The sequence below is a fragment of the Nocardia grenadensis NBRC 108939 genome, assembly GCF_001613445.1.
GTDB lineage: Bacteria > Actinomycetota > Actinomycetes > Mycobacteriales > Mycobacteriaceae > Nocardia > Nocardia grenadensis.
Genome location: NZ_BDCJ01000017.1, coordinates 202,117 through 214,468, shown reverse-complemented (window position 1 = coordinate 214,468; position 12,352 = coordinate 202,117). Strand labels below are relative to the sequence as shown.

At 69.1% G+C, this 12,352-nt stretch carries 16 protein-coding genes; 5 read left to right on the top strand and 11 right to left on the bottom strand.

The window, feature by feature from the left end:
• Positions 1–7: 7 nt before the first annotated feature.
• Positions 8–691, top strand: a complete 684-nt coding sequence (locus tag NGR01S_RS32005) for a RibD family protein (protein ID WP_281179769.1) — start codon at positions 8–10, stop codon at positions 689–691.
• Positions 692–700: 9 nt separating this feature from the next.
• Positions 701–1,156, top strand: coding sequence for a deaminase (locus NGR01S_RS32000; protein ID WP_063038473.1), 456 nt, complete (start codon positions 701–703; stop codon positions 1,154–1,156).
• 7 nt (positions 1,157–1,163) lie between these two features.
• Here NGR01S_RS32000 and NGR01S_RS18605 read toward each other — a convergent pair whose 3' ends face one another.
• The gene (locus tag NGR01S_RS18605; RefSeq protein ID WP_063038471.1) at positions 1,164–1,361 is read right to left on the bottom strand and encodes a hypothetical protein; all 198 of its coding nucleotides are present in this window, start codon (positions 1,359–1,361) and stop codon (positions 1,164–1,166) included.
• A gap of 7 nt (positions 1,362–1,368) precedes the next feature.
• Between NGR01S_RS18605 and NGR01S_RS18600 the strand changes: the two genes are divergently transcribed.
• A complete protein-coding gene (locus tag NGR01S_RS18600; RefSeq protein WP_063038469.1) occupies positions 1,369–1,566 on the top strand; it encodes a hypothetical protein in 198 nt (65 codons plus the stop codon).
• Between the two features lie 60 nt (positions 1,567–1,626).
• Here NGR01S_RS18600 and NGR01S_RS18595 read toward each other — a convergent pair whose 3' ends face one another.
• The 8 genes from NGR01S_RS18595 to thiO all read right to left on the bottom strand — a co-directional run bounded on the left by NGR01S_RS18595 (position 1,627) and on the right by thiO (position 8,492).
• On the bottom strand, positions 1,627–2,181 hold the full coding sequence (locus NGR01S_RS18595; protein ID WP_169811930.1) for a hypothetical protein: 555 nt from the start codon (positions 2,179–2,181) through the stop codon (positions 1,627–1,629).
• Positions 2,182–2,676: 495 nt separating this feature from the next.
• Positions 2,677–3,441 carry an adenylate/guanylate cyclase domain-containing protein gene (locus tag NGR01S_RS18590; RefSeq protein WP_063038577.1) on the bottom strand — a complete coding sequence of 255 codons (765 nt, stop codon included), beginning with the start codon at positions 3,439–3,441 and terminating at the stop codon, positions 2,677–2,679.
• Positions 3,442–4,005: 564 nt separating this feature from the next.
• A complete protein-coding gene (locus NGR01S_RS18585) occupies positions 4,006–4,773 on the bottom strand; it encodes an ABC transporter permease (protein ID WP_063038465.1) in 768 nt (255 codons plus the stop codon).
• A complete protein-coding gene (locus NGR01S_RS18580; RefSeq protein ID WP_063038463.1) occupies positions 4,773–5,774 on the bottom strand; it encodes an ABC transporter ATP-binding protein in 1,002 nt (333 codons plus the stop codon). Before NGR01S_RS18580 ends, NGR01S_RS18585 begins: the two co-directional genes overlap by 1 nt.
• Before the next feature lie 232 nt (positions 5,775–6,006).
• Positions 6,007–6,138 (bottom strand): N-acetyltransferase, encoded by a 132-nt coding sequence (locus NGR01S_RS32860; RefSeq protein WP_281179768.1) that lies wholly within the window; start codon positions 6,136–6,138, stop codon positions 6,007–6,009.
• A 98-nt stretch (positions 6,139–6,236) separates the two neighbouring features.
• A complete protein-coding gene (locus NGR01S_RS18575; RefSeq protein ID WP_281179767.1) occupies positions 6,237–7,016 on the bottom strand; it encodes a thiazole synthase in 780 nt (259 codons plus the stop codon).
• Positions 6,988–7,236, bottom strand: coding sequence for a sulfur carrier protein ThiS (gene thiS / locus NGR01S_RS18570; RefSeq protein WP_063038459.1), 249 nt, complete (start codon positions 7,234–7,236; stop codon positions 6,988–6,990). Before thiS ends, NGR01S_RS18575 begins: the two co-directional genes overlap by 29 nt.
• A complete protein-coding gene (thiO, locus tag NGR01S_RS18565; protein WP_245664660.1) occupies positions 7,233–8,492 on the bottom strand; it encodes a glycine oxidase ThiO in 1,260 nt (419 codons plus the stop codon). Before thiO ends, thiS begins: the two co-directional genes overlap by 4 nt.
• Before the next feature lie 24 nt (positions 8,493–8,516).
• Between thiO and thiE the strand changes: the two genes are divergently transcribed.
• Positions 8,517–9,215, top strand: a complete 699-nt coding sequence (gene thiE, locus NGR01S_RS18560) for a thiamine phosphate synthase (protein ID WP_063038457.1) — start codon at positions 8,517–8,519, stop codon at positions 9,213–9,215.
• A gap of 19 nt (positions 9,216–9,234) precedes the next feature.
• Here thiE and NGR01S_RS33315 read toward each other — a convergent pair whose 3' ends face one another.
• Both NGR01S_RS33315 and NGR01S_RS31590 read right to left on the bottom strand, forming a co-directional pair.
• On the bottom strand, positions 9,235–9,750 hold the full coding sequence (locus NGR01S_RS33315; RefSeq protein ID WP_245664659.1) for a hypothetical protein: 516 nt from the start codon (positions 9,748–9,750) through the stop codon (positions 9,235–9,237).
• Positions 9,751–10,298: 548 nt separating this feature from the next.
• Positions 10,299–10,454, bottom strand: a complete 156-nt coding sequence (locus NGR01S_RS31590; protein WP_169811929.1) for a CG2302 family histidine operon protein — start codon at positions 10,452–10,454, stop codon at positions 10,299–10,301.
• A gap of 178 nt (positions 10,455–10,632) precedes the next feature.
• Here NGR01S_RS31590 and NGR01S_RS18555 point away from each other — a divergent pair, with 178 nt between their 5' ends.
• On the top strand, positions 10,633–12,348 hold the full coding sequence (locus tag NGR01S_RS18555; protein ID WP_063038455.1) for an acyclic terpene utilization AtuA family protein: 1,716 nt from the start codon (positions 10,633–10,635) through the stop codon (positions 12,346–12,348).
• Positions 12,349–12,352 lie beyond the last annotated feature (4 nt).

The window sequence follows — 12,352 nt, the reverse complement described above, 5'->3', positions numbered from 1 at the left end:
AAACGGCGTGGATGCAGCCGCGCGGCCGTATGTGCTGCTATCGGTCGCGATGAGTATCGACGGCTATATCGACGATACGGAGCCCGAACGCCTGCTGCTGTCCAATGATGCCGATTTCGACCGGGTGGACGGTATCCGTGCGTGGTCGGACGCGATTCTTGTGGGTGCCGAGACACTGCGGCGCGATAATCCGCGGCTGCTCGTACGCGATGAATCGCGGCGCGCGCAACGGATCGCCGCGGGCCGGCCGGAGTATCCCCGCAAGGTGACGGTGACCGCGCGCGGTGAACTGGATCCGGCGGCACGCTTCTGGCACTGCGGTACCGCCGAGCACCCCCCGCTCGTCTACACCACCGACGCGGGCGCCCGGCGGCTGCGCGACCGGTTGACCACCCCGGCCGAGATCGTGGCCCTGGGCTCGGAAATCGAATTCCGGCCGTTGCTGGACGATCTCGGTGCCCGCGGGGTCGGGCGATTGATGGTGGAGGGCGGCGGCCGGATCCACACCGCTTTCCTGGCCGCCGGATTGGCCGACGAACTGCTGCTCGCGATCGGGCCCACGCTCGTCGGCGATCCCGCCGCGCCGCGTTTCCTGCATACCGCGCGGTTTCCGGGCGGTTCCACCCATCGGATGCGCCTGGTGGAGGTCGAGCGTCTCGGCGATGTGGCAGTGTTGCGATATCGACCTTAGGAGGCTTCGGTGCCCGAACCCGACCACCACTATTGGATGAACCGGGCGATCGATCTCTCGCGGCGGAGTCCGCAGGCACCCGGCGCTTTCTCGGTGGGCGCCGTGCTCGTCGCCGACGACACCGAGATAGCCACCGGCTATTCGCGGGAAACCGATCCGAAAGCGCACGCCGAGGAATCCGCGCTGGGCAAACTAAATCCGCACGATCCGCGGCTGCGGCACGCCACCCTCTACAGCACCCTGGAGCCCTGTTCGGAGCGGGCGACCAGAACGCGGCTGCCCTGTACCGATCGCGTGCTCGCCGCCGGTATCCCGGTGGTGGTGATCGCGTGGCGCGAACCGTCCACATTCGTCGAGAACTGTGTGGGAGTGGAGAAGTTGCGCGAGCACGGGGTGCGGGTACTCGAACTACCCGAACTGGCCGAGGCCGCCATGGCGGTGAACCGCCATCTCGATCTGTCCTGACGTCCGTTCAGCGCAGACAACCCGGTCCGAACAGCGCTTTCAGCTCACCCATGAGCGCGGGTGAGGTGGTGATCCGGAAGCGGGGGTCCAGGGCCAGGAGCCGGGGGCCCGTGCCGATGAGGTCGATGCGCAGGTCGGTGGGGCCGGGGCGCCGCTGCAGGGTCTCGCGCAGGGCGCGGACCGTGTGCGGGGTAGAGGCCCCCACGGGGAGGGTGAGGGCCGCATATCCGCCGGGTGCCCAATCGTCGACCCGACTCCCGCCGATCCACACGCGCTGTTGTGGGGACCGGACCGACCCGCATCCCGGTATCGCGGATCTGGTCGCCTATTTCCGCGCCAACTACAACCGCGATATCGCGCGCGACTGCTGGATCCCGGAGATCGACCGGCCCCTGTTCGTATCCGCGTAGTGGACGGGCACACCGCGTTTTCCGCGCCGCTCGAAGCCTCGGGCGGCAGCTCGGCGGCGTTCAGCGCTGGATCAGGAGGGCGGTCGGGTTGAGTATGTTCCACTCGCCGTTCGACATGACATCGGATTCGATCGCGTCATAGCCGCGCAGGGCGCCGTATTGGCCGATATCACCGAATGTCAGCGCCTTGTCCAGCAATGCGAAGTGGCGAGCCCGGCCCTCGTCCGTGGAGTTCGTGATCTCGCTCGCGGCCCGTGTTTCACGCTCGACCTGCCCCAGGACGCGGGTGATCTCGGATCTGATTTCGCGGTACTTGACTACTCTGGCCTCGGGATGGAGAGCCATCCGCATCAGACGGGTGGGCTCTACAGTTATGCGGTCGGGGTGCGTGTACGACAGCGCGACTTCTTCCAGCGACGTGACATAGAGTCCGTTTCCGGTGGTGCCGCCGCCGGATCGCAGCGATCCGGCGAGGAAGGCTTCCAGGTAGCTGTCCTCCTCGAAACCTCGGAAGAGTCTCGGCCTGTCCTTGGTGACCACCGCGTCGATCTCTTCCCGGGTGGCGAAAGTGTAACGGCCGTTGAATCCTTGTAGCCGCTGGATCTCCTCGAACACCGGAGAAGATCCCAAGGCCCCGGTTCCCTTCGGCTGCCGCAGTGCTGTGTAGTCCACTTCGTCGATCAGATCGCGGCCCGGTACGTAGGTCGAAGGCCGCCCGACGGGGATGAACTCGCCAGCGGATGCGACAGTCGGATCCGGTATATGTGCGGCAGCGGCCTTCTCGAACCTGTCGGCGGCCTCGGTGAGGTGACCGCTGGCTCGCTCCGGGAACGCGGCGATCGCCGGGCCGCTGTCTCTGGCGGTCGTACGGAGCATCTCGCGCACACTTCGCCACACTTCATCCAGACCCCGGTCCACAATGTCACTGTGCCCTACCGGGCACTCGCCGTGCACCGCACAGTCGGTCGGTCCGGCTTCCGGAGACGCGCTCGGCTGCCCTGCTGATCGCCCACGTCATCCCCACCTGGCCGGGCGACCCTACCCGGGTGCACCATCATGGGCGACCCTCCCGGCCGTCGCCTGTCGGTGGCGCCGCGGGGACGCGAGCGGTCAGGCCGAGCTGATCCGATAGATGCGCAGATCCTCGGGCACCCCGCTCAGGGGCGCGGCGAAGAAACTGCGGCGGTAGGGGCGGGCGATCTGCCCCAACTCGGCCAGAGTCTCCGGCTGCAGCGCGGTCAGCGTGGTGTGGGAGACCATCATCTTGCCGTTGCCGCCGGCCTCCATCACCCGCGCGGCGATGGTGACGTCCACTCCCAGCCAGTCGCCGCCGATCTCCCGCGGTGAACCGGTGTGCAGGCCGATCCGCATCCGGGGCCGGTAGTCGCCGCGGGTCACCTCGGCCAGATTGCGTTTCGCGGCGATCGCGGCCTGTACGGCCCGATCGGCGGAGGGGAACACCGCCATGACGCCGTCACCCATCCGTTTCACCACCTGACCGCCGCGTTCGGCGATGGGGGGTTCGATGGCCTTGGCCACCTTGCGCAGCAGGTCCAGGGTGGCTTCGTCGCCCGCGGTGAGCGACCACGAGGAGAAGGACACCAGATCGGTGAACATCACCGTCATCTCCTCGGTGCCCTTACCGCGGCCGAGGCGTTCGAGCATCGCCTGCCAGACCTGCAGCGCACCGAACCCGATCTCGCGGGCGGCGCTGGGGTTGTCGCCGACCAGCCGGTCCGCGGCTCGTGCCACGGCGCGGGCGCCGCCGGGACCGGTGACCGAGAGTGGGTCCCCGAAGGCGGGATCGCCGGGCAATTGGTGCCGGGCCCGCCGCAGGACCTCGATCACATCCGGTCGCTGGTTGGCGGCGTTCATCAGGGTCGACAGCGGATGGACACGGCGTACCGAGCCGACCGCGGCGCCGTTCTCGGGCGCCGGGCCGACCGTCGGCTCGTCGCTGGTCGCGCGAGCGGCGCCCGGCGCGGCGGCGCTGTCGACCTCCGGCTCCGGTACGGCACGGCCGGAGGGCTTTTGGTTCACGCCCCGAGAGTAGCTCAGGGAATCGGACGTGAGGGGAACGCTGAGGATAGTCACCTGTCGCCTCTCTATCGGAGGAATGCGGCACGCCGTTGGGTCCGCCGATGGAAAACGTTCGGTGCCTGCCCTCGATCGTAGCGACGACCGGCGGGCTGCCGGTGAACGCTTGGTTACAGATATTTGGCAAGTCGCGAAGAGTCCGCCCGGCCACCGCCGGTGACCACGCGGGACAACCGCACTGTGTGACGACGACCACCGGCCCGGTGCAATGCGCACCGGGCCGGTGGTAAGTGCACTCCGACGACCGGGCAGTGGCCGCCGGCGTGCGGGGCGCGCGATCCTCCCGACAAGGCCGCGCTACCCCATACCCGAGCGGCGAGGGAAGCGGCTCGGGCGATTCGGTCAGGCGTCGCGCTGGTTGACAACCACCAGGGCGACACCGGTGACGAGTGCGACGAAGGCGATGAAGTAGACGAGACTGCCCCATACGCCCCAGTGCCAGTTGCCCGACGCCATCGACTCGTCCATCAGCGCGAAGCGGCTCGCATTCTGGAACGGCAGGAACGCGCTGATCTCACGTCCCACTTTACCCAGTGCGCCGACCAGCGGTTCGATGATCAGCTGCCAGAGCACGATCAACGAGATCGCCGCCGCCGACTGCCGGACCAGCACACCGATGGCGATGGCCAGCACCACGTTGAGGAAGGCCAGGACCGGTATCGAGTACAGGGCACGCCAGTTGCCCTCCAGGATCAGGGTGGAGCCGGCGTCCCCGGCGACCGCCTTGGCCACCGCGTACGCGGCGAAGGCCAGCACCGTGGTCAACGCGGCCGCGTAGAGGCCGACCAGACCCGCTTTGGTACCGATCACCAGGCTGCGGTTGGGCACGGCCTGGAAGGTGGTCCGGATGATGCCGAACCGGTATTCGCTGGTCACGGTGAGTGTGGCCATGATGGCCAGCACCATCACCCCGAACCCGCTGATCCCGAGGAAGGCGGTGTCCACGGTGAGTGTGGGGGCGCCCGAGGCCTGCGGGTCGTCGGCGGCGATCCGCCCGATCAGCCCGAACAGTGCGGCGAAACCGACCGCGAGGGCCACCACGATCAGCGAGCACCACCACGGCGAGCGGGTCGAGGTGAGTTTGATGCGTTCCGCGGCGATCACACCCATTACTTGGTACCTCCGAGAACCTTGGTCTCGACCGGCTGGGCCGGGACGGCCACCGGTGGGGCCGCCGCGACATCGCCCTGCGGGCCGACCTCACCGTGATACTGGACATCCCCGCCGGTCATCCGCATGAACGCCTCCTCCAGCGAGCCCCGCTGCGGGGCGAGCTCGTAGAGGGTGATGTCGTGCTCACCGGCCAGTGCGCCGACCGCGTCGCTGGTGACCCCGTTGACCACGAGTGCCGCGCCGTCGGCGTTGCCCTCGTTCTGTTTCACTGTCATCCCCTTGGAGGTGAGCAGGCTGCGCAGCTCGTCCAGCTGCGGGCTCCGTACCCGCACCGACGACTCCGACGCGCGTTCGATGAACTCCGCGGTGGTGGAATCGGAGATGAGCCGGCCGCGGCCGATGACCACCAGATGGTCGGCGGTCTGCGACATCTCCGAGAGCAGATGACTCGACACCAGGACCGTGCGGCCCTCCGCGGCCAGACGCTGCATGAACCGCCGGATCCAGAGGATGCCCTCCGGGTCCAGGCCGTTGACCGGCTCGTCGAAGAGCAGGACCTTCGGATCACCCAGCAGGGCGCCCGCCAGGCCGAGTCGCTGCGACATACCCAGGGAGAACCCGCCGGCCGATTTCCCGGCCACCTCGGACAGGCCCACCAGCCGCAGTACCTCCTCCACCCGGGATTTCGGCAACCCGTTGGAGGCTGCCATCCATTCCAGATGGGCTCGGGCCGACCGGTTGGGATGCACCCATTTCGCGTCCAGCAGCGCGCCGACTTCACGTAATGGATGCTTCAGCTGCCCGTACGGTCTGCCGTCGATGAGCGCGCTACCCGCGGTGGGGCGATCCAGGCCGAGGATCATGCGCATAGTGGTGGATTTACCGGCGCCGTTCGGTCCCAGGAACCCGGTGACCTGACCGGGTTGCACGGTGAAGGTCAGGTCCTGGACCGCGACGGTCTGCCCGTAGTGCTTGGTCAAGCCCCGGACTTCGATCATGCGACCAGCATGCCCTAAACACGGGGCGCTCGCGTCGCCCGATGGTCGCCATCCGCTCTCATCCTGGAGGATGACCACCGCCCTGTCCTGTGGGTAAAAGTCCGTACGGGTAGGTCCATGAGCTGGATAGACGTCCGTTGGTGAGCTGTGTCGACCCGCTCCGAACCGGCCGGGGAGAGGGAGCGACGGCTACCGGCGCCGCCTGGGCCTCTCGGCACGGCGGTGAGCGAAATCAGGCGGTGAGCTCGAGCGTGATGGCGGTGAAACCCGTATCGGCTTCGGGGTGACGGCCGATTTCGCGGAAACCCAGGCGGGCGTAAAAGGCGCGAGCTGCGGTGTTGAGTTCGAAGACGTCGAGGGTCACGCTGTCGTGGAGGCGGAGCGCGGTGTCGATAGGGCCCCCGATGGGTAGGTACAGCCCCGGCCGGCGCCCACTCGCGGTGGGGCCGGTTCTCGGGGCATCTACCGTCCGGGTGAAGACGCCTGGGCCCAGAATCGCTTGGGGATCCGCCCCGCCTCCCGCGCCCGGTGACCGGCCCGCACCGCGTCGGCCATGGCGGCCGCCATCAGGGCCGGATGTTTGGCCCGGGTCACCGCGGTGGCCAGCAGTACCGCGGAGCAGCCGAGTTCCATGGCGAGCGCGGCATCGCTGGCGGTCCCGATACCGGCGTCCAGGATCACCGGCACCTGGGCGCGGCTCACGATCATCTCGATATTGTGCGGATTGCCGATCCCCAGGCCGGTTCCGATCGGGGCGCCCAGCGGCATCACCGCCGCGCACCCCGCGTCTTCGAGTCGCCGCGCCAGCGCCGGATCGTCATTGGTGTAGGGCAGCACGGTGAAACCGGCGTCCACCAGCTGTTCGGCGGCATCGATCAATTCGATGGGGTCGGGCAGCAGGGTCCGGTCGTCGGCGATCACCTCGAGTTTGACCCAGTTCGTATCCAGCGCCTCGGCCGCCAATCGGGCGGTGAGCACCGCCTCGGCGGCCGTGCGGCAGCCCGCGGTATTGGGCAGCGGCGCGATATCGAGCCGTTTCAGCAGGTCCAGCACACCGGTACCGCCGGCGGCGTCGACCCGCCGCATGGCCACCGTGGTCAGCTCAGTACCCGAGGCCAGCAGGGCCTCCTCCAGTACGGTCAGGTTCTCCGCGCCGCCGGTGCCCATGATGAGCCGGGAGCCGAAGGTGCGGTCGGCGATGCGCAGCGCTTCGTCAGCCACCCTGGACCGCCGTGAGCACATCGATCTCCCAGCCGCGACCCACCGGCTCGTCCCAGCGGGAGCGCGGGAACACGGCGCCGTCGACCGCCAGCGCCACGCCCTGGCACGGCAGTTCGAGGCGCTCCAGCAGTTGGCGGACCGTGAGCTGTTCGGTGAACTCGTGGTCGATGCCGTTCACCGTGACCCCGATCGGCACGGACGATCCGTGCGCCGGTGAGCTCGGTATGGACGACTGTGTCATCGACTACCTCCTGAGGGTGTGGATGCCGTGAACCGGTTCGGGTCGGCCGCCGCGACCTCGGCCAGTGGCTGCCCGTTCAGCTCGGCCACTACCGCCTCGGCGGTGAGCGCGCTGGTCAGCATGCCGTTGCGGCCGTGGCCGGTGGCCGCGATCACGCGGTCGGACAACCGCCCGACGAGGGGGAGGTTGTCGGGGCTGCCGGGCCGCGCGCCGGCGGCGGCTTCGAGCAGTTCGTATTCGCCGATCCCGGGCAGTACGGTCTCGGCGTCCACGATGAGATCGCGGACGCCGGCGACCGTTACCGCGGTATCGAAACCGGCCTCGTACTGGGTGGCGCCGAGCACCAGGCCGTCGGCGCGGGGCACGAAGTACACGGGCCGCCCGTGCACGCGCGCCCGCACTACCCGGCTGGGCGGCGGTTGGGCGCCGGGGCGGTGGCGTAGGCGCAGGATCTCGCCCTTCACCGGGCGGACCGGCAGACCGGGCCACAGTTCGGCCGAAGCTGCGCCCGCGGCCAGCACCACCTGCCGCTGATCGAGTTCGGTGAGGTCGTGGACCCGGTCCGGCCGCACGGTCACCCCTGCTCCGGCCGCCGCCTTGCGCAGTGCGGTCAGCAGCCGGCGGTTGTCGATGGCCGGTTCGGTGGGCGCCAGCAGCCCGGCCCGCACCGTGCGGGCCAGCGCCGGTTCGAGCTCCCGGACCCCGGCCCGGTCCAGTACCCGGAGTTCGTGTCCGCGCTCACCGACCCATTCGGCGACTGTGCGCAGGTCGGCGGCATCGGCGGCATCCTGGGCGATCGTCAGGGTCTCGGCGGCGACGAAGACATCCACGCCGGTGACGGCCTCGAGTCGCGCCGCGAAATCCGGCCAGTGGGCCAGGGCCGCGGCACCGAACTCCAGTACGGCGTCCTCGCCGGGCCAGCCTTCCGATAGCGGGGCGAGCATCCCCCCGGCCACCCAGGAAGCGCCGCTGCCCACCGCCGGATCGAACAGGGTCACTGTCCAGCCGGCCTCGGCGGCCCGCCAGGCCACCGCCAACCCGATCACCCCACCTCCGACGACGGCGAGCGTCGAATCGGTGGCCTGCCCGCTCACCCGCGCCACCTCCTCCGGGGACCACGGTGGACGGCGTCGGCGTCGGTACGGCCGGATCGATGGATCGGCGCCGGGCCACATCGCGCCGGTCGGGGCCGACTCGCCGCCCGCGCCGCGCGCGCGGATGTTCGCACTACGTTCCACCTCCTGCAACTTCTCCACGTTAGCGCGGTTACGGTGGCAGTTGTGCAACCGTCCTCCGCTCGCCGACCGCTGCCCCCGCGAGACCGCCTCACGACCGCGCGGCTTTATCTGTGCACCGACGCCCGCCGGGAGAAGGGGGACCTCGCCGAGTTCGCGGAAGCGGCCCTCGCCGGTGGTGTGGACATCATCCAGCTGCGGGACAAGGGTTCGCCGGGCGAGCGGCAGTTCGGTCCACTCGAGGCCAAGGGCGAACTCGCGGCGCTCGCCGAGCTGAAGGCCGCGACCCGCCGGCACGGTGCGCTGCTCGCGGTCAACGATCGTGCCGATATCGCGCTGGCGGCGGGTGCCGATGTGCTGCATCTCGGTCAGCAGGATCTGCCGCCGTGGTACGCCCGCAAGATCCTCGGCCCGGATGTGGTGCTCGGGCGGTCCACCCACGACCGGGATCAGGCCCGGTTGGCCGCGGGCGACGAGAACCTCGACTATTTCTGTACGGGTCCGGTGTGGGCGACCCCGACCAAACCGGGGCGTACACCCGCCGGGCTCGAGCTGGTACGGGAGACCGCGGCCGCGGCGCCGACCCGGCCGTGGTTCGCCATCGGCGGTATCGACGCCGCGACCCTGCCCGAAGTGCTGGTGGTGGGTGCCGAACGGGTGGTCGTGGTGCGCGCGATCACCGCGGCCCCGGACCCGGAGTCCGCGGCGCGTGCACTGAAGGCCGCGCTATTGGACGCCGTCTGACCAGCTTGCCCATCCGGAACTACCGCCGGGCTCCACCGTCGTAGGCCAGGACACGGTCCTCCCGGAACGATGTCAGCTCTAGCGGCTCGGGTTTCGATATGTGGAAATTCCACATATGGATGGCAAGGTGCTTGGCGAGCGGATTGCAGCCGCACGGAAGGACCGCAACCTCACGCAGGATCATCTCGCGAGCCGCGTCGGTATCGAGCGCACTGCGCTCGGAAGGATCGAGATGGGCGAGCGCAAGGGTGTCCGCAGTCGAACTCGTGGACCTGGCGGCAGTCCTCGAAATCCCACTGGCAGGGTTCGTGCGAGACCCGCCGCCTGCAGTGGTCGGCCGCCGCTCCGAAGCGGGGCCGACGCACGAGTCCACCGAGCGGCTGGATCGTGGGTTGGAAGTGTACTCCGGTGACGTCGCGTCATTTTCGAAGAAGCGAATACCCAGCTCGATATCAAGGTCGACATGCCGTCGACGAAAGGGGATGGGCCACGCAAGAATCTCGGCGAGTGCGCAGTCCTGGCTTGTGCTGTCCACCGGCAGATCGTGGCCGTGATCGACGACGGCGATGCCCGATCTCAGGCTCGCCAGCGGGGCGTGCGGTTCGCCACCTCTATGTGGTTTATCGCCGAAGCGTAAAAGACACTCGGCGATATCGACTCCGGGGCCGCGAGCGGATCTATGAGAGCTTGCTTGCCACAGACATCCGGCTGCCAGCGGTCGAGAGTCTCGTTGGATGGGCGTACGAGGTGGGGCTTCACCCCTGAGTTCGCCCGGATGGGGGAATTGGCGCGAGCTTCGGCTGCGCGGGCGGAGCCTGGTCGCTGATCCGAGGAAAGCGCGCCGGCCGTGCCCGGCGCAGAGGGGCAGGGCCGGCGCGTGTTCCGGCGGTGCCAGGGGGAGGTGCCCGGTAGGACCCGGTCGCATCCCCGGGCTCTGGTCCACCACGGCGTCCCGCCTGTCGCGCAACGCGCCGTGCCCTGAGTGTTGACCCCGGCGGGGCTTCGGAAACATGCCCGGGCGCCGGTTCCTGTAGCGGGTGGTCAGGGGTGGTGCGGTTCCGCGTTCGGTGCCGGGTATCGGCGTCAGAGCAGCCAGAGCATGGCGCCCAGTGCCGCGAGTACGGCGCAGACCCCCAGGCTGATCGATAGTGGCCGGGCGGTCTTCCAGGTGGTGTAGGCGCCGCCGATGAGGAATCCGGCGAGAGTGAACAGCAGAACTACGGCGACATCGGTGGACACAGAGCCCTATTGTGCCTGGTCTCGGCCCTGCCTCGAGCTGGGCCCCGGCGTCCCGAGATTAACAAGCACGCGTGCTTGATTTTTTACCGGCCGCCTGTGATGCTGGGTCGGTACGCGGACAGCCACGGGCGCATAGCAGCGACCCCGCCCGGTGCCGCGGTAGGAGGCGAAACCGCTGATGAGCGATCTGGCGGCCGATCCCGACCTGATCCGGATCGGCAACTGTTCGGGGTTCTACGGCGACCGGTTCGGCGCGATGCGCGAAATGCTCGAGGGCGGGCAACTCGATGTGCTGACCGGTGACTATCTCGCCGAACTCACCATGTTGATCCTGGGCCGCGACCGGATGAAGGACGCCGGGCTCGGCTATGCCAAGACGTTCCTGCGTCAGCTCGAGGAATGCCTCGGCCTCGCGCTGGAACGCAATGTGCAGATCGTGACCAATGCCGGGGGCCTGAATCCGGCCGCGCTGGCGGCGCGGGTGGGGGAGCTGGCGGACCGGCTCGGCCTCGAGGTCCGGGTCGGATATGTGGACGGCGACGATCTCACCGGCCGCACCGCCGAACTCGGCCTCGGCGCACCGCTCACCGCCAACGCCTACCTCGGGGCCTGGGGTATCGCCGAATGCCTGGCCGCGGGATCGGATGTGGTGGTCACCGGCCGGGTCACCGACGCGTCGGTGGTGGTGGGTCCGGCCGCCGCCCATTTCGGTTGGCAGCGCACCGATTACGATCGGCTGGCCGGTGCGGTGGTGGCCGGTCATGTGATCGAATGCGGCACCCAGGCCACCGGCGGCAACTTCGCGTTCTTCCGCGAACTCCCCGATCTCGGCCGCCCGGGGTTCCCGCTCGCGGAGATCCGCGCGGACGGTAGCAGCATCATCACCAAACACGCGGGCACCGGCGGCGCGGTCACCGTGGACACCGTCGCGGCCCAGCTCATGTACGAGATCCAGGGCGCGCGCTACGCCGGTCCCGATGTCACCACCCGGCTCGATACGGTCCAACTCGCCGCCGACGGTCCGGACCGGGTGTCGATCCGCGGCGTCGTGGGGGAACCGCCGCCGCCGACGCTGAAGGTTTCGCTGAACACCCTCGGTGGCTTCCGCAATGAGATGGAGTTCATCCTCACCGGTCTCGATATCGAAGCGAAAGCGGAGCTGGCACGGCGGCAGCTGGAGTCCTGGCTGCCGGAACGCCCGGCCGAACTGGATTGGACCCTGGCCCGGCTGGACCGTCCCGACGCCGAGACCGAGGAGCAGGCCAGCGCCCTGCTGCGCTGTGTGGTCCGCGACCCCGATCCGAACAAGGTGGGTCGCGCGTTCTCCGGCGTCGCCGTCGAACTCGCGCTGGCCAGCTATCCGGGCTGTAGTTTCACCGCCCCGCCCGGCAACGGATCGCCCTACGGCGTCTACCGCCCCGGATTCGTCGACGCCGCCGAGGTCCCGCATACCGCCCACCGGCCGGCCGGATGCCAGGTCCTGGTGGGGGCCGCGTCGGCGACCCGCGAACTGACCGAGGTCCCCGAACCCGAACTCCCCGCCCCGCTTCCGAACACCCCCACGAAACGGGTACCGCTGGGCGAGATCGCGCTTGCCCGCAGCGGCGACAAGGGCGGTGACGCGAATATCGGCGTCTGGGTGCGCACCGAGGACCAGTGGCGCTGGCTGGCGCACACCCTCACCGTCGAGCGGCTACGCGAACTATTGCCCGAAACCGCTCCGCTGGAGATCACCCGGCATGTGTTGCCGAACCTGCGGGCGCTCAACTTCCTCATCTCCGGTCTGCTCGGCGAAGGTGTGGCCTACCAGGCCCGATTCGATCCGCAGGCCAAGGGACTCGGCGAATGGCTGCGGTCCCGTCATCTCGACATACCGTTGGAGCTGCTGCCGTGAGTAC

What these genes read in the sequence shown, in the direction of transcription:
- NGR01S_RS18590 (WP_063038577.1), bottom strand. Translation starts at nt 3,441, where the DNA reads ATGAACGCCGCCAACCAGCGACCGGATGTGATCGAGGTCCTGCGGCGG.
- NGR01S_RS18585 (WP_063038465.1), bottom strand. Translation starts at nt 4,773, where the DNA reads ATGGGTGTGATCGCCGCGGAACGCATCAAACTCACCTCGACCCGCTCG.
- NGR01S_RS18580 (WP_063038463.1), bottom strand. Translation starts at nt 5,774, where the DNA reads ATGATCGAAGTCCGGGGCTTGACCAAGCACTACGGGCAGACCGTCGCG.
- NGR01S_RS18575 (WP_281179767.1), bottom strand. Translation starts at nt 7,016, where the DNA reads ATGTGCTCACGGCGGTCCAGGGTGGCTGACGAAGCGCTGCGCATCGCC.
- thiS (WP_063038459.1), bottom strand. Translation starts at nt 7,236, where the DNA reads ATGACACAGTCGTCCATACCGAGCTCACCGGCGCACGGATCGTCCGTG.
- NGR01S_RS18555 (WP_063038455.1), top strand. Translation starts at nt 10,633, where the DNA reads ATGAGCGATCTGGCGGCCGATCCCGACCTGATCCGGATCGGCAACTGT.